The organism is Bacillus sp. FSL E2-8900 (assembly GCF_037966225.1).
Lineage (GTDB): Bacteria > Bacillota > Bacilli > Bacillales > Bacillaceae_G > Bacillus_A > Bacillus_A cereus.
In genome coordinates, this window is sequence record NZ_CP150193.1 from 3,592,041 (window position 1) to 3,608,798 (window position 16,758).

Consider the following 16,758-nt stretch of genomic DNA (forward strand, 5'->3'; position numbering starts at 1 on the left):
ATGATTTTCTTTGATATTGATGGAACTTTACTTGAATTTTTAACAATGATATAAAAAAACGACCGCGTTCCCCCGCAGTCGTTTTTTTCGTGTTACGCTGTGATCCAAGCTTCGTTAGCTGGATTTTTACGCCACTCTTGTAATTTTTTCGTTTCAGCTTGTCCAATCATACCTTTTTCTGCTGCTACTTCAGTTAATGCACTGTAATCGCTTAAAGAGTATGATACTACGTTAGCTGCTTCTAGTTTTTCTTTTCCTGCTTCAAGCTCGTATGTGAAGATTGATACGATTCCTAATACTTCACATCCAGCTTCGCGAAGTGCTTCTACACATGTAATTGCACTACCGCCAGTTGAAATTAAGTCTTCTACTACTACGACTTTTTGACCTTTTTCAGCTTTTCCTTCGATTTGGTTCCCTTTACCGTGACCTTTTGCTTTACTACGTACGTAGCACATTGGTAAATCCATACGATCGCTTACCCATGCAGCGTGCGCAATACCAGCAGTTGCTGTTCCTGCAATAATTTCTACAGTTGGGAAGTGCTCTTTAATTAACTCTTCTAATCCAGCTGCAATCGCTTGACGTACTTTTGGATAAGATAAAGTTAAACGGTTATCACAATAAATTGGTGATTTCATACCTGAAGACCAAGTGAATGGATCATTTGGTTGTAAAAATACTGCTCCAATTTCTAATAAATGCGATGCGATTTCTTTTTTCATACTGTTACACCTTCCCACTGTTGTTTTACTGTTTTATACGCTTCAAGCGGATTTTCTGCTTTTGTAATACTACGTCCAACTACGATGTAGCTTGAGCCAAGTTCCCTCGCACGTTTCGGTGTTGCTACGCGCACTTGGTCATTTACATCATCGCTTGCAAGACGAATCCCCGGTGTTACTGTTACAAATTCATTTCCGCATACTTCACGTAATTTTGGAACTTCAAGTGTTGAACAAACAACGCCATCAAGTCCACTTTCTTTCGTTAATTTTGCATAATGAGCAACCGCTTCTTCTAACGTTTTCTCAATGCCGATCTCTTTTTTCATCATAGCTTCCGAAGTGCTTGTTAGTTGTGTAACTGCAATACAAATCGGTCTCTCTTTTCCTTCTTGCTTACCTTCCTCTAATCCCTCAATCGCAGCTTTCATCATGCTGCTTCCCCCAGCAGCATGAACATTTACCATATCAACATCTAGACTAGCTAGGCTACGCATAGCGCTTTTTACTGTATTCGGAATATCATGAAGTTTTAAATCTAAGAAGATCTTATGTCCCTTTTCTTTTAAGTACGTAATAATCGCAGGGCCTTCTTTGTAAAATAACTCCATACCTACTTTGACAAATAACTCTTCCCCTTCAAAGTGGTGTAAGAATTGTTCTACTTCTTGTTTCCCTGGAAAATCTAGTGCAACGATTAACGACTGTGACATGTTTGCTTCCAGCTCCTTCCTTGACATTCCGAAATGTGATCAAATCCTAATTCATCTAATAATGCTGGTAACTCTTCAATAATTGTCGGACATACGAACGGATCGATAAAGTTCGCTGTACCTACTGCAACTGCGCTTGCGCCAGCATAGAAGAATTCAATTACATCTTCAGCTGTTTCAATACCACCCATTCCGATAATTGGAATGTTAACCGCTTGGCTTACTTCATGTACCATGCGAATTGCTACTGGCTTAATCGCAGGACCTGATAATCCGCCTGTACGGTTTGCTAAAATTGGTTTAGCTGTTTTTAAATCTAGACGCATACCAAGCAATGTATTAATCATCGTTAAACCATCTGCACCTGCATTTTCAATCGCTTTTGCAATTTCTACTATGTTTGCCACGTTCGGTGACAATTTCACGTATACAGGTACTTCAGAAACCTCTTTTACTCGCTTCGTTAAATCAGCAGCAATTTCAGGATTTGTACCAAAGGCGATACCACCTGTTTTTACGTTCGGACAAGAAATGTTTAATTCTAGTGCATGGACATTAGGCGCTTTAGAAATTTCCTTCGCAACCGCTACGTAATCCTCAGCTTGTGAGCCTGCAACGTTTGCAATAATTGGAAGGTCAAATTGTTCTAACCATGGTAATTCCGAATTCATTACTTTGTCTAATCCCGGGTTTTGAAGTCCGATTGCATTTAGCATGCCGCCTGGTGTTTCAGCAACACGAGGCGTTGGATTTCCATAACGTGGTTGTTCTGTCGTCGCTTTAATCATGATTGATCCTAGTACACTTAAATCGTAAAACTGTGCATATTCACGACCAAACCCAAAGCATCCAGATGCCGGTATAATTGGATTTTTTAATGATAATCCTGGTAATTCAACTTGCAATCTGTTCATAGTACAACCTCCCCGATTGGAAATACTGGTCCGTCGCTACACACCTTCTTGTAAGAATGTCCACTTGGATCTTCTTGTAAGTGGCATACACATGCGAAACAAGCTCCAATACCACAGCCCATACGTTCTTCTAATGAAATATAGGCTTTTTTCTCTTTGTAACGTCCTTCTAATGCACGAAGCATCGCTAGCGGACCACATGAATAAAGAATATCAAAGTCAATTCCGTAATTATCAATTACATCTGTGACAAATCCTTTTGTACCGTGTGTACCGTCTACTGTCGCAACGTACGTATCACCAAGTTCTGCAAATTTTTCTTCATAGAAAACTACATCTTTCGTTTGAAAGCCTAAGATGTGAATAACACGTACACCTTTTGCAACGAGGCGCTGTGATAATTCATAAAGTGGTGGTACACCAATTCCCCCACCTACTAGTAAAGCTGTTTGACCAGCTTCTGCTTCTTCTACAGGAAAACCGTGTCCTAATGGTCCTAGTACATCTACCATTTCACCTTGTTTTCTAGTTGCTAATGTTTTTGTCCCTTGTCCTTCGGCACGATATAGCATTGTAAATTCGTTCTTCTCTTGATCTACATTACAAATACTAATTGGGCGGCGCAGAAGGGGCGCAATGCCCTCTGCTACCTTAATGTGTACAAACTGCCCTGGTTCGTTCATTTGCTGTACTAACGTTCCTTGAAGCACTAATTCGTAAATATTTTTTGCGATTTCTTTTTGGTTAACGACGATCATATTTTGCTTTTGCATCATGCATGTACCACCTCGTGACGCTTTGTTTGCGTAATTTCTTTCATTGAATGAGCTGAGAATGTCATAGATTCTAATACTCGTAAGATTGCTCTTGTTGTATCAAGTGATGTTAAGCAAGCCACACCATTTTCTACTGATTCACGGCGAATGCGGAAACCATCACGCGCTGGTTGTTTACCTTTTGTTAATGTGTTAATTACAAACTGTGCTTTTCCTTGACGGATAATATCTAGTAAGTTGTAGTCTTCAGAATCAATTTTGTTTACAACTTGTACTGGGATATTTTGCTCTTCTAATGATTGTGCTGTTCCAGCTGTTGCTAATAAGTTATAGCCGATTTCGTGGAAACGTTTTGCAATTTCCATCGCCTCTTCTTTATCTTTATCCGCTACAGTAATGATTACTGAGCCGTGCGTTGGGATGTTAATTCCAGAAGCAACTAATCCTTTATACAATGCTTTTTCAAGCGTTAAGTCTTTACCCATTACTTCCCCTGTTGATTTCATTTCAGGTCCTAATGTTGTATCAACTGAGCGTAGTTTCGCGAATGAGAATACCGGAGCTTTTACATATACTTCTTTCTCTTCTGGGTGATAGCCAGTTCCGTATCCTTGCTCTACTAGGTCTTGCCCTAAAATAACTTTCGTTGCAACATTCGCCATCGGTACGCCTGTAATTTTACTTAAGAACGGTACTGTACGGCTTGCACGTGGATTTACTTCAATTACGTACACTTGATCTTTGAATACTACAAACTGGATATTTAGTAATCCAACAATGTTTAATCCTTTTCCAAGTGCAATTGTATGTTCAATGATTTGTTCTTTTAGTTTTTCAGATAAACTTTGTGGTGGATATACTCCAATTGAGTCACCAGAGTGAACTCCAGCGCGTTCAATATGTTCCATAATACCTGGAATGAATACATTCTCACCATCGGAAATTGCATCTACTTCAATTTCTTTACCAACCATGTAACGGTCGATTAATACTGGGTGATCTGCATGAACTTTAACTGCATTTTTCATGTAGTGCAGTAGTTCTTCTTGGCGATATACGATTTCCATCGCACGTCCACCTAGTACGTAAGATGGTCTTACTAATACTGGGTAACCAATTTCTTCTGCGATTGCTACCGCTTGTTCTACAGTCGTTGCTGTTTTACCAACTGGTTGCGGGATGCCAAGTTTTGTTAAAGCAGCTTCGAATTTATCACGATCTTCTGCACGGTCTAAGTCTTCAAGTGATGTTCCTAAAATTTTCACACCATGTTCTTCTAGTTTCGCTGCTAAGTTAATTGCCGTTTGTCCACCGAACTGAACGATAACACCTTCTGGTTTTTCTAAATCGATAATATGCATTACATCTTCAATCGTTAATGGTTCAAAGTATAATTTGTCAGAAATACTGAAGTCTGTTGAAACTGTTTCTGGGTTGTTGTTAATGATAATTGCTTCATATCCAGCTTCTTTAATTGCCCATACTGAGTGAACTGTTGCGTAATCAAACTCAACACCTTGACCAATACGGATCGGACCAGATCCTAGAACTACTACACTCTTACGATCTGTTACAATCGATTCATTTTCGTCCGCATATGTGCTGTAGTAATATGGCGTTGCAGATTCAAACTCTGCCGCACAAGTATCTACCATTTTGAATACTGGCATCATATTATTTTCTTTACGCATATCGTAAATTTCGCGCTCCGTTTTGTTCCAAGCTGCTGCAATGTAGTGATCGCTGAAGCCCATTTCTTTTGCAGTTTGTAGTACTTCCATATTTCCTACATTCGCTTTTACTTCACGTTCCATATTTACGATGTTTTCAACTTTTTGTAAGAAGAAGAAGTCCATTTCACACCATTCATTGATTTCTTCTTTCGTTACACCTTGGCGAATTGCTTCTGCTACAATAAACAGTCGTTCATCATCCGCTTTAATGATACGTTTTTTCATCGTTTCTTTATCAAGTTCTTTTAAGTGGTCTAATTCTAAGTGATAAATGCCAAGCTCTAAAGAACGAACTGCTTTTAGTAATGATTCTTCTAAGTTACGTCCGATTGACATAACTTCACCAGTTGCTTTCATTTGTGTTCCAAGCGTTCTGTTCGCTGATTCAAACTTATCAAACGGCCAACGTGGAATTTTTGAAACAACATAGTCTAACGCTGGCTCGAAGCAAGCGTAAGTTTTTTGTGTTACTGGGTTTACGATTTCATCTAACGTTAAGCCGACTGCAATTTTTGCTGCTAATTTCGCAATTGGATATCCAGTTGCTTTAGATGCTAGTGCAGATGAACGACTTACACGTGGATTTACTTCGATTACATAGTATTGGAAGCTATATGGATCTAGTGCAAGCTGAACGTTACATCCACCTTCAATTCCTAGTGCACGAATAATTCGTAATGACGTGTTACGTAACATTTGGTATTCACGGTCGCTTAGCGTTTGGCTCGGTGCTACAACGATTGAATCACCTGTATGAACACCAACTGGATCGATGTTTTCCATGTTACACACTACAATTGCGTTATCATTTGAATCACGCATTACTTCGTATTCAATTTCTTTACAGCCAGCAATACTTTTCTCCAATAAACATTGTGTTACTGGGCTATGTTTTAAACCACTTGTTACGATTTCAATTAGCTCTTCTTCGTTATGACAAATTCCGCCGCCCGTTCCTCCTAATGTGAACGCTGGTCGAACGATTACTGGGTAACCAATTTCGTTTACAAATCCATATGCTTCATCAAGGTTATGAATAATTTCACTTGGTGGTGTTGGTTCATTTAAATCTTGCATTAATGTACGGAATAAATCACGATCTTCCGCTTGCTCGATTGCTGATAATTTTGTTCCTAAAATTTCAACTCCGCACTCGTCAAGTACGCCTGATTTTGCAAGTTCAACAGCCATGTTTAAACCTGTTTGACCACCTAATGTTGGTAGGATTGCATCAGGACGTTCTTTACGAATAATACGGCTTACGAATTCTAATGTTAATGGCTCGATGTATACTTTATCAGCTGTTGCAGTATCCGTCATAATTGTTGCTGGGTTAGAGTTAACAAGGATTACTTTGTAACCTTCCTCTTTAAGAGATTGACAAGCTTGTGTACCAGAGTAGTCAAACTCCGCTGCTTGCCCAATTACAATTGGTCCTGATCCGATTACTAAAATTGTGTTAATGTCTAGGCGTTTTGGCATAACTCTTCCCCTTCTTTCTTGAAGTTTTCAATCATTGTTAAGAAATCTTCGAATAAATCATTTGCATCTTCTGGTCCCGCTGAAGCTTCTGGATGGTATTGTACTGTAAATGCCGGGAACTTCTTATGACGAAGACCTTCTACCGTTCCATCGTTTAAAGCAACATGTGTAATTTCAAGATCTGTATTTTCAACTGATTCTTCTTCTACTGCGTATCCGTGGTTTTGAGATGTAATTGCTACTTTTCCAGTTGCAAGATTTTTTACTGGATGGTTTAAACCACGGTGACCAAATTTCAACTTACTTGTATTTGCACCTGATGCTAGAGCGAACAATTGATGTCCTAGGCAAATTCCGAATAAAGGAACTTTACCGATAATGTCTTTTAACATTTCAATTGCTTCTGGTACATCTTTCGGATCTCCAGGTCCATTACTTAACATAATTCCATCTGGGCTAAGGCGTAAAATTTCTTCCGCTGTTGTGTTGTAAGGAACTACAATTACATCACAGTCACGCTTATTTAATTCTCGTAAAATACCATGTTTCATACCGAAGTCTACTAGTACAACTCGGTGACCACGACCTGGGCTTGGGTATGGATCTTTCGTTGATACGCGTTTTACATGATCTGTAAATACTGTCGCTTTTAATTGGCTTACAATGTACTCTACATCTGCATCCATGTTACAAAGGCGTCCACGTAATGTACCGTATTGACGAATTTTTCTCGTTAATTTTCTCGTATCAATCCCTGCTAATCCTGGGATATTTCTTTCTTTCAAGTAATCATTTAACGAAATTTCATTACGGAAGTTTGATGGGTGATCACAAATTTCGTTTACGATTAAACCATTTACAGATGGGTGAATGGATTCAAAATCGTCACGGTTAATGCCGTAGTTTCCGATTAATGGGTACGTGAATGTTACGATTTGACCGCAATATGATGGATCAGATAATGTTTCTTGATATCCAGTCATTCCTGTTGTAAATACAACCTCACCTGACTTTTCGATTTCGCCTCCGAAACCTGTTCCAATTAATACTGTTCCATCTTCTAAGATAAGTTGTCTTTTCATACTAATGCACTCTCCTTTTGCCATGCGATCTTACCACCAACGATTGTCATTACCGGCCATCCTTGGCATTTCCAACCTGCGAATGGTGTATTTTTTCCTTTTGATAAGAATGTTGTTGGGTCAATCTCTTCTTCTTGTTCTAAATCAATGATTGTAATATCAGCTGCTCTACCTTCTTTTAGGCGACCTGCTTCTAAGCCGAATGTATCAGCTGGCTTTTCTGTTAAGAATTGAATTAACTGTTCTAGCGTAATAACTCCCTTTTTCACAAGGTTTGTGTATAGAAGCGGGAATGCTGTTTCAAAACCAGTAATTCCAAACGGTGCTCTTTCAATTCCTTGTGCTTTCTCTTCCGCTGTATGCGGTGCATGGTCAGTTGCGATCATATCGATCGTTCCATCTAATAAACCTTCAATTAATGCTGCATGGTCTTCTTTTCCACGAAGCGGTGGGTTCATTTTAAAGTTAGGATCAGCTGATGGGATATCATCTTCACATAACACTAGGTGATGCGGTGTTACTTCTGCTGTTACTTTAATTCCAGCGCGTTTCGCATCACGGATTACACGTACAGAACCTTTCGTACTTACATGACATACGTGATAGTGGCAATCTGCTGCTTCAGCAAGCAGTATATCCCTTGCAATATGTACAGATTCACATACTGATGGGATACCGTTTAATCCGTGTTTCTCAGAAAACTTCCCTTCATGTACACAACCTTTATTAATAAGCGTATTCTCTTCACAGTGCGCAACTACTGCCATATTTAATTTTGCTGCACGTTTCATAGCCGCTAACATCATGCTCGCATCTTGTACGCCTACGCCGTCATCTGTGAAAGCAAATGCTCCAAGTTCTTTTAATGTTTCGAAATCTGTCATTTCAGAACCAGCTTGACGTACTGTAATTGCTCCGTATGGTAGTACGTTAACATGAGCTTTTTCTTCAATACGTTTTTGCAAGTCTTCCATATGTTCTCTGCAATCTGGTACCGGGCGTGTATTTGGCATTGCGCAAATTGTAGTGAATCCACCTTTTGCCGCTGCTAGTGTACCTGTTTCAATTGTTTCTTTATGTTCACCACCTGGTTCACGAAGATGTACGTGTACATCTACTAATCCAGGTGCGATTAACTTTCCGTTCACATCGATTACTTCAGCATTATCTGCCGTAATATTTTCTGCTACCTTAGCGATTTTACCGTCTTGTACGAGAAGATCCGTTGCTACGATTTTTCCTTCTTCATTCATATAACGACCATTTTTAAACAAATAATTCATGTTTCATTCCTCCTAATACATTTGGTAAGGCGCGTTTTAGTACAGCCATTCTTACGTAAACTCCATTTTCCATTTGTTTAAATATACGTGAACGCTCACACTCAACAAGTTCACTTGCAATTTCAACATCACGGTTTACAGGAGCTGGATGCATAATAATGCTTCCTTCTTTCATACGCTTTTCTCTTTCTACTGTTAATCCGTGTTTCTCATGATATTCTTTCATAATGTCTGTTTCATAATGATCATGACGCTCATGTTGTACACGGAGTAACATCATTACATCAACTTCTGGAACAAGTTCATCTAATGGTTTGTATGTTCCAAATGTGTTGTCTTCATCTTGCCACTCTTCTGGACTTGCAAAGTAAATTGTTGCACCAAGCTTCGTTAATGCTTCTGCATTAGAACGTGCTACTCGGCTATGACGAACATCTCCTACTATTGCAATCTTCAAACCTTCAAATCTTCCAAACTCTTGTTTAATTGTAAGAAGGTCCAGTAGGCACTGTGTTGGGTGGTTTCCGCATCCATCTCCAGCATTTAAGATTGGAATATTCACCTGATCTTTTAGTTCATCGAAGTAGCGATCTTGCTCGTGGCGGATGACCACTGCTTTTGTTCCGATTGATTCTAGTGTTCTTATCGTATCGTATAGAGTTTCTCCTTTTTGTACGCTAGATGCATCAGCTGAAAAGTTTAAAACATCAAGTCCTAATCTCTTCTCAGCAACTTCAAAGCTAAATCTCGTTCTCGTACTATTCTCAAAGAACAAGTTCGCAACAAAAGTTTGCTCTGTCGTTTTGCTCTCTTTTCCATTCGCAAAATCTTCTGCATCTTTTAGGATTTCTGAAATTTCTACTTCCGATAATTCACTCATCGTTAACAAATGGCTCATCGTCATCCCTCATCTTTCTGATTTTTATGTTACCACTTTTGAATTTTTATAACAACCTTTGCATAAAAATACCCTAATCGTGTGAGACTAGGGTGCAAGAAAGAAGCCACCCTTTCCGGTCTCACAGGACTGAATTAAAAGGTTATTATTATGAAGCAATCTGCTTAGATTGTTTTATTTGTTTCGTTTCCGGTAGTAGTAGATTTAACAGTACACCTACAATTGCTGCTAGTGCCATTCCTTCTACTTGGAATGATTCTCCTACATGAAGTACCGCTCCACCAATACCGATTACTAATATTACTGATGCAATCATTAAGTTTCGTTTGTCACTTAAATCTGTTTTATCATCTACCATCATGCGTAATCCGCTTGATGCGATTACACCGAATAGTAAGATTGATACACCACCCATAACTGGTGTTGGGATCGAATGAATCAGTGCAGAAATCTTACCGATAAATCCGAACATGATTGCGAATACTGCTGAACCGATGAATAAGTATACACTGTATGCTCTCGTAATTGCTAGCACACCGATGTTTTCACCATACGTTGTATTCGGTGGCCCACCGATTAGTGACGCGATTAATGTTGCTACTCCGTCACCGAAGATTGAACGGTGTAAACCTGGTTTTTCAATTAAATCTCTTTTAATAACATTTCCAAGAACAATTTGATGTCCGATATGTTCTGATATTGTTACTAGTGCAACTGGTACCATCAAGAGTACAATCTTCCATGAAAACTCTGGTGTGTATGTTACAAATGGTACTGTGAAATCTGGTACAACAAACCATTTTGCCTCAGCTACCGGCTTTAAGTCTACTAGCCCTTGGAAGTAAGCGAAGATATATCCGCCGATAATGCCAAGTAACACTGGTATGATACTGAAAAATCCTCTTCCAAATATCGAGCATATAATTGTAATTGCTAATGTTACTAACGCTACTGAAAAGTGTGTAAAGCTATATTTGCCATCCGCACCGTTCATCGCCATGTTAACTGCTGTATGTGCTAAAGCTAGACCGATTACCATTACTACTGGACCAACTACGATTGGTGGTAGTAATTTCATAATCCACTCTGATCCTGATTTCTTAATTCCGAGTGAGATTAAGATGTACACAAGTCCTGCTAGCAAACCACCAAGCATTGCCGCTCCCGGTCCACCTGCCGTTTTCGCTGTTATAATCGGTGCGATAAAGGCGAATGATGATCCTAGATAAGCAGGTACTTGACCTTTCGTTATAAGAAGAAACGCTAACGTTCCTAATCCACTTGATATTAATGCTACTGATGGATTCAATCCTGTTAAAAACGGAACAAGCACTGTTGATCCAAACATCGCGAACAAATGTTGTATACTTAAAAATAACCATTTTCCCGGTTTCGGTACTTCATTAACGTCTAACACTGGCTTTTGTTCCATTGTTACATCCTCCTTCAGTTTAAATCTTTGCAATAAAAAAACTCTTTGTGCCTGTGCACAAAGAGTCCTACACTTTCGTATGCCAAATTTGACATATGAAAGCCAAGACCCTTTGGCAGCCTCACAGGACTACATTTAAAAGGGCTTTACTTATCGTATATGCTTACTCGATCTTGTTGATCTGTCTCTTGCAAATCAACTTCGATACGCTCTTCACTTGATGTTGGAATATTCTTCCCTACATAATCAGCGCGAATTGGTAATTCGCGATGACCTCTATCAACAAGAACCGCCAATTGGATTTGAGATGGTCTACCTAAATCCATAAGAGCATCCATTGCTGCTCGAACTGTTCTTCCTGTATATAATACGTCATCCACAAGGATAACTTTTTTCTTCGTAATATCTACAGGGATATCAGAACCTTTTACAAGTGGTTCTTTATTTTTCGATTGTAGTGTTAAATCATCACGATATAACGTAATGTCTAACTCTCCAACTTCCATTTCTTTTCCTTCAATTTGACCAATTCGTTCTGCCAAACGTTGTGCAATAAAAATTCCACGAGTTTTAATTCCGACAAGAACACAATTATCGACACCTTTATTTCGTTCCACGATTTCATGACTAATTCGTGTTAAAGCGCGGCGAATCATTTGGTCATCTAAAACGACAGCTTTCTCTTGCATGCTCTACACCTCCAAGCTTTTTTCTTGCGTGAGAGTAATGGTATAAAAAAAGTCCTCTCAGCGTGTGCGAGAGGACTTTTGAAAAAAGGGTACAACATACCCTAAGTATTTCAAACCGTTACCTTCTCAACCTCACGGGGCTGTGTTAAAGGATCATTATTTAACTGTTGTCAGTATCTCAGTTTTCTTATGATTTGTCAATACTATTTTCGTAAAATATTTAATGCGTCTTCAAACACTTCTGGAATCGGTGCCTCAAACTGAATATATTCACCAGTACGAGGATGATCAAAGCCTAAAATACCCGCATGAAGTGCTTGTCCATTCATATCTAACGTTTTCTTCGGACCATACTTCGGATCTCCTGCAAGTGGATAGCCAATATATTTCATATGAACACGAATTTGGTGCGTACGTCCCGTTTCTAAGCGACATTCTACAAGTGTAAAGTCTTTAAAGCGTTCTAACACTTGGAAATGCGTAACAGCGTTCTTACCATTTTCATCAACTGTCATACTTTGACGCTCTTTCTTATCACGAGCAATCGGAGCATCAATCGTTCCCTTATCATGCGGAATCACACCGTGTACAATCGCTTTGTAACGTCTCGTTACTGTTTTTGCTACAAGCTGATTTACAAGCGATTCATGTGCCATATCATTTTTAGCAACCATTAATAGTCCAGATGTATCTTTATCGATACGATGCACGATACCTGGACGCATTACACCGTTAATGCCTGATAAGTCTGTACAATGGTGCATAAGGCCATTTACAAGTGTACCACTTGTATGCCCTGGTGCTGGATGTACAACCATACCACGTGGCTTATTTACAACAAGCACATCTGCATCTTCATAATAAATTTCTAAATTTAAATCCTCTGGTTGAATATCTAACTCTTCTGGTTCAGGAATTGTTACTGTAATTTCATCTTCTTCTTTTACTTTATAATTCCCTTTTACCGCTTTCCCGTTTACTGTCACAACTTCATCTTTAATCCATTGCTGCACTTGCGTACGTGACCATTCGTTATTTATCCCTGTAACGAATTTATCAATTCGCTCGTTTTTTTGCTCTGCTGCAACTGTTACTTGTACTACTTCACTCATTCAATTACTCCTTCGCTTTCTTGCCTTCTAATAATGTTTGAATAATAATTAATACAACACCAATACATAATGCTGAATCAGCTATATTGAATACTGGATAGTTGTACGAGAAAATATACACGTGAATGAAATCCACTACTTCTTGTCTAAATACACGATCAATAAAGTTACCAATTGCCCCGCCCAAAATTAGGCCTAACGAAATACCTAGAAGCTTGTCTGTTTTCGCATACTTTTTCATATAAAATACAATAAACACTACAAAAACAACTGTAATAATGTAGAAGAACCACATTTTATTTTCTAAAATACCCCAAGCAGCGCCTCTATTTCGATGTGATGTTATGTATAATACATTGTCGATAATCGGAATACTCGTACCCAATTCCATGTTCTTTACAATTAACCACTTCGATATTTGATCGATAGCAATGACGAATAACGCTATTACATAATATATCATTTTCATTTCCCCCACAAAGACAGTGTACCTCAAAATTTTAGCATAGCTGCTACCTTTTCACAATGAACCTTTATAGAAGAATAAAATAAATTAAAAAAAGGTAATATAATATCGTTGTGCGTATTCATACATTTACCTTTTCATAAAAGAATTCATGAATCGTACGGGCAGTCGGCATTGTCTTCATTTGCTTTGTCGAAATTAATCTCCCCGTATCTTCACAAATACCATACATGTCTATTTCCATTTTAAATAATGCGCGTTCTACATCCTTTAAATCCTCTTTTATATCATGTAATAGCAATTTTTTCTTTATCTCTTCCTTAATTTCATATCCAAGCTCTTGGCTGAACTCGACATCATATTTGTGCATTACTTCTTTAGCTAGTCTCTCTTGCAACTCTTTTCTCATCAATTGCAATTCTTCTTTTATTTCCATGTAAATTTCATTCACGTGTACATTCCTCCTAGCTGTAATGTACAGTTAGTGTGTCCGAAATTTATTTGCTTACCTCACACACATTTTTCCTTCACAGGAAAGAGTCTGAAAGTGATTTTGATATGCCATCAACAAAAAAACTGACTGCATCAATAGCAGTCAGCTTTTTTTATTATTTTACATAGTTTTCTTTAACAACTGTTGCACAACGCTCACATAATGTTTCATGTTCAGCATCTTTACCAATTGTTTCTGAAACTACCCAACAACGTTCACATGTTTCACCAGTTGCTTGAGCAACAACAACCGCTGTATGTTCATACTTCGGTGCATCTGCTGGCGCTTCATCCATCATACCACCAAGTTTATACTCAGAAACGATGAATAATTGCTTTAAGTCTTCACTAATAGACTCTAACATAGCTTTCATTTCTGCAGTTGGATATAGCGTAATGCTTGCATTTAATGACTTACCGATTACTTTTTCATTACGAGCTACTTCTAGTGCTTTTAACACGTCATCACGTAATGTCATAAATGCATCCCATTTTGTTTTTAACGCTTCCGCGTCATCTAATTGTACAGCTTCTGGCATATCAGTTAATTGTACACTTTCTTCTGTTACGCCTGGAATGTATGGCCATACTTCATCAGCTGTATGCGGTAAGATTGGTGTTACAAGTTTCGTTAACGCAACAAGAACATCATATAATACAGTTTGAATCGCACGACGATCTTCGTGGTTTGCACCTTCAATATATAAAATGTCTTTTGCAAAGTCTAAATAGAATGAACTTAAATCAATTGTACAGAAGTTATGAATTGCATGATACACAGCAGCGAAGTCGTATGTCTCATATGCTTCTTTAACTTTTGTAATTAAGTCATTTAATTTCACTAACATGTAACGATCTACTTCACGAAGTTCAGCTACAGCTACTGCATTTTCACTTGGCTTAAAGTCGTCTAAGTTTCCTAATAAGAAACGGAATGTGTTACGGATTTTACGATACACTTCTGCTACTTGTTTTAAAATATCATCTGAAATACGTACGTCAGATTGATAGTCAACAGAAGATACCCATAAGCGTAAAATGTCTCCGCCTAATTGATCCATAATTTTCTTCGGTACGACAATGTTTCCAATCGACTTACTCATCTTACGTCCTTCACCATCTAGTACGAAACCGTGACTTAGTACGCCTTTATATGGAGCTTTACCTGTTACAGCAACTGCTGTTGATAATGAAGAGTTAAACCAACCACGATACTGGTCAGATCCTTCTAAATATAAATCAGCTGGACGCTGTAAATCTTCGCGCTCTTCTAATACCGCTTGGTGAGAAGAACCTGAATCGAACCATACATCCATGATGTCTGTTTCTTTACGGAATTCGCCATTTGGGCTACCTGGATGTGTAAATCCTTCTGGTAATAGATCTTTCGCTTCACGCTCGAACCATACGTTAGAACCGTGTTCACGGAATAAATCTGCTACATGGTTAATTGTTTCATCCGTAATAATTGGATCACCATTCTCAGCATAGAATACTGGAATTGGCACACCCCATGCACGCTGACGAGAAATACACCAGTCACCACGGTCACGAACCATATTATGAAGACGAGTTTCTCCCCATGCTGGTACCCATTTTGTTTCTGCTACAGCTTCTATTAATTCTTTACGGAATGCTTCAATAGATGCAAACCACTGTGCTGTCGCACGGAAAATAATTGGTTTTTTCGTTCTCCAATCATGTGGGTATGAATGTGTAATGAATGTTAGTTTCAGTAACGCGCCTACTTCTTCTAATTTTTCTGTAATTGGTTTGTTAGCTTTATCATAGAATAAGCCTTCAAATCCAGGTGCCTCATTTGTTAATACACCTTTATCATCGACTGGGCAAAGTACTTCTAATCCATACTTTTTACCAACAACGAAGTCATCTTCCCCGTGTCCTGGTGCTGTATGAACACAACCTGTACCTGCATCTGTTGTTACGTGGTCTCCTAGCATAACTAATGAATCACGATCGTAGAATGGATGTTTTGCAACTGTGTACTCAAGTTCGCTACCTTTTACTATTTTCACAACTTCAGCATTTTCCCACTCTAACGTTTTTGCAACTGTCTCAAACAGCTCAGAAGCAATGATATATTTCTCATCGTTTACTTTTACAATGCTATATTCAAGCTCTGGGTGAACAGAAATACCTAAGTTTGCAGGTAATGTCCAAGGTGTCGTTGTCCAAATGATGTACTTTTCATCACCTTCTAATACGTTCTTTCCATCTTTTACAGGGAATGCTACGTAAATAGATGCTGATTTTTTATCTTGATATTCAATTTCAGCTTCCGCTAAAGCAGATTCACTCGTTGGAGACCAGTAAACTGGTTTTTGACCTTTATAGATATAACCTTTTTTCGCCATGTCACCAAACACTTTAATTTGTTGTGCTTCATAAGCTGGCTCTAAAGTAATATATGGATTATCCCAATCTGCACGTACACCTAGACGCTTAAATTGTTCACGTTGACGTTCTACTTGTTCATATGCATACTCTGCACATAACTTACGGAACTCAGCAACTGTCATTTCTTTACGTTTTACACCTTTATTTGTTAAAGCTTGTTCAATTGGTAAACCGTGCGTATCCCATCCTGGAACATATGGCGCACTAAAACCAGTCATTGATTTATAACGAACAATAAAGTCTTTTAATACTTTATTTAATGCATGTCCCATATGAATGTCACCATTCGCATATGGAGGTCCATCATGCAATACAAATAAAGGACGTCCTTTTGTATGTTCTTGTACTTTTTCGTAAATATTCATTTCAGCCCATTTTTCTTGCATTGCAGGCTCACGTTTTGGTAAATTCCCACGCATTGGGAACTCTGTTTTTGGCATCAGTAATGTATTTTTGTACTCCATGCTCAATTCCTCCTTACATGTATAAAAGAAACACTTAAAAAACGGAATAAAAAAGAGACCTTCTCATCCCAAAAAGGGA

At 38.5% G+C, this 16,758-nt stretch carries 14 protein-coding genes and 1 other annotated feature (1 of these 15 cut by a window edge); all 14 genes read right to left on the reverse strand.

The genetic code is table 11. The annotated features are described in order from the left end of the window. Window positions 1-92: 92 nt before the first annotated feature. Window positions 93-725 carry an orotate phosphoribosyltransferase gene (pyrE, locus tag NST90_RS18215; RefSeq protein ID WP_000711443.1) on the reverse strand — a complete coding sequence of 211 codons (633 nt, stop codon included), beginning with the start codon at window positions 723-725 and terminating at the stop codon, window positions 93-95. Further along, the gene (gene pyrF, locus NST90_RS18220) at window positions 722-1,438 is read right to left on the reverse strand and encodes an orotidine-5'-phosphate decarboxylase (RefSeq protein ID WP_000083510.1); all 717 of its coding nucleotides are present in this window, start codon (window positions 1,436-1,438) and stop codon (window positions 722-724) included. The genes pyrE and pyrF overlap by 4 nt, the downstream gene beginning before the upstream one ends. After that, complete coding sequence (gene pyrD, locus NST90_RS18225; RefSeq protein ID WP_001081049.1) at window positions 1,423-2,352, reverse strand: dihydroorotate oxidase B catalytic subunit; 930 nt, start codon at window positions 2,350-2,352, stop codon at window positions 1,423-1,425. Before pyrD ends, pyrF begins: the two co-directional genes overlap by 16 nt. Further along, the gene (pyrK, locus tag NST90_RS18230) at window positions 2,349-3,128 is read right to left on the reverse strand and encodes a dihydroorotate oxidase B electron transfer subunit (protein ID WP_000983359.1); all 780 of its coding nucleotides are present in this window, start codon (window positions 3,126-3,128) and stop codon (window positions 2,349-2,351) included. Before pyrK ends, pyrD begins: the two co-directional genes overlap by 4 nt. Beyond that, on the reverse strand, window positions 3,125-6,343 hold the full coding sequence (gene carB / locus NST90_RS18235) for a carbamoyl-phosphate synthase large subunit (RefSeq protein ID WP_001126101.1): 3,219 nt from the start codon (window positions 6,341-6,343) through the stop codon (window positions 3,125-3,127). The genes pyrK and carB overlap by 4 nt, the downstream gene beginning before the upstream one ends. Then, window positions 6,328-7,425 carry a carbamoyl phosphate synthase small subunit gene (locus tag NST90_RS18240; RefSeq protein ID WP_000828680.1) on the reverse strand — a complete coding sequence of 366 codons (1,098 nt, stop codon included), beginning with the start codon at window positions 7,423-7,425 and terminating at the stop codon, window positions 6,328-6,330. Before NST90_RS18240 ends, carB begins: the two co-directional genes overlap by 16 nt. Beyond that, on the reverse strand, window positions 7,422-8,708 hold the full coding sequence (gene pyrC / locus NST90_RS18245) for a dihydroorotase (protein ID WP_046392970.1): 1,287 nt from the start codon (window positions 8,706-8,708) through the stop codon (window positions 7,422-7,424). Before pyrC ends, NST90_RS18240 begins: the two co-directional genes overlap by 4 nt. Then, window positions 8,692-9,606, reverse strand: coding sequence for an aspartate carbamoyltransferase (gene pyrB / locus NST90_RS18250; RefSeq protein ID WP_000018861.1), 915 nt, complete (start codon window positions 9,604-9,606; stop codon window positions 8,692-8,694). Before pyrB ends, pyrC begins: the two co-directional genes overlap by 17 nt. 148 nt (window positions 9,607-9,754) lie before the next feature. Continuing rightward, the gene (uraA, locus tag NST90_RS18255; protein WP_000435928.1) at window positions 9,755-11,038 is read right to left on the reverse strand and encodes a uracil permease; all 1,284 of its coding nucleotides are present in this window, start codon (window positions 11,036-11,038) and stop codon (window positions 9,755-9,757) included. 146 nt (window positions 11,039-11,184) lie between these two features. Further along, window positions 11,185-11,727 carry a bifunctional pyrimidine operon transcriptional regulator/uracil phosphoribosyltransferase gene (gene pyrR / locus NST90_RS18260; RefSeq protein ID WP_001156491.1) on the reverse strand — a complete coding sequence of 181 codons (543 nt, stop codon included), beginning with the start codon at window positions 11,725-11,727 and terminating at the stop codon, window positions 11,185-11,187. Between the two features lie 203 nt (window positions 11,728-11,930). Further along, window positions 11,931-12,839 (reverse strand): RluA family pseudouridine synthase, encoded by a 909-nt coding sequence (locus NST90_RS18265; protein WP_000005833.1) that lies wholly within the window; start codon window positions 12,837-12,839, stop codon window positions 11,931-11,933. A gap of 4 nt (window positions 12,840-12,843) precedes the next feature. After that, entirely contained in the window at window positions 12,844-13,302 is a 459-nt protein-coding gene (gene lspA, locus NST90_RS18270) for a lipoprotein signal peptidase LspA (RefSeq protein ID WP_000642180.1), read from the reverse strand. Between the two features lie 124 nt (window positions 13,303-13,426). Continuing rightward, window positions 13,427-13,756 (reverse strand): molecular chaperone DnaK, encoded by a 330-nt coding sequence (locus tag NST90_RS18275; RefSeq protein ID WP_001002955.1) that lies wholly within the window; start codon window positions 13,754-13,756, stop codon window positions 13,427-13,429. A gap of 157 nt (window positions 13,757-13,913) precedes the next feature. Beyond that, window positions 13,914-16,679 carry an isoleucine--tRNA ligase gene (ileS2, locus tag NST90_RS18280; RefSeq protein ID WP_044307310.1) on the reverse strand — a complete coding sequence of 922 codons (2,766 nt, stop codon included), beginning with the start codon at window positions 16,677-16,679 and terminating at the stop codon, window positions 13,914-13,916. Window positions 16,680-16,750: 71 nt separating this feature from the next. After that, window positions 16,751-16,758: a binding site (T-box leader), on the reverse strand (it continues 216 nt past the right edge of the window).

Coding starts and splice junctions, on each gene's coding strand:
- pyrE (WP_000711443.1), bottom strand. CDS start 725: ATGAAAAAAGAAATCGCATCGCATTTATTAGAAATTGGAGCAGTATTT.
- pyrF (WP_000083510.1), bottom strand. CDS start 1,438: ATGTCACAGTCGTTAATCGTTGCACTAGATTTTCCAGGGAAACAAGAA.
- pyrD (WP_001081049.1), bottom strand. CDS start 2,352: ATGAACAGATTGCAAGTTGAATTACCAGGATTATCATTAAAAAATCCA.
- pyrK (WP_000983359.1), bottom strand. CDS start 3,128: ATGATGCAAAAGCAAAATATGATCGTCGTTAACCAAAAAGAAATCGCA.
- carB (WP_001126101.1), bottom strand. CDS start 6,343: ATGCCAAAACGCCTAGACATTAACACAATTTTAGTAATCGGATCAGGA.
- NST90_RS18240 (WP_000828680.1), bottom strand. CDS start 7,425: ATGAAAAGACAACTTATCTTAGAAGATGGAACAGTATTAATTGGAACA.
- pyrC (WP_046392970.1), bottom strand. CDS start 8,708: ATGAATTATTTGTTTAAAAATGGTCGTTATATGAATGAAGAAGGAAAA.
- pyrB (WP_000018861.1), bottom strand. CDS start 9,606: ATGAGCCATTTGTTAACGATGAGTGAATTATCGGAAGTAGAAATTTCA.
- uraA (WP_000435928.1), bottom strand. CDS start 11,038: ATGGAACAAAAGCCAGTGTTAGACGTTAATGAAGTACCGAAACCGGGA.
- pyrR (WP_001156491.1), bottom strand. CDS start 11,727: ATGCAAGAGAAAGCTGTCGTTTTAGATGACCAAATGATTCGCCGCGCT.
- NST90_RS18265 (WP_000005833.1), bottom strand. CDS start 12,839: ATGAGTGAAGTAGTACAAGTAACAGTTGCAGCAGAGCAAAAAAACGAG.
- lspA (WP_000642180.1), bottom strand. CDS start 13,302: ATGATATATTATGTAATAGCGTTATTCGTCATTGCTATCGATCAAATA.
- ileS2 (WP_044307310.1), bottom strand. CDS start 16,679: ATGGAGTACAAAAATACATTACTGATGCCAAAAACAGAGTTCCCAATG.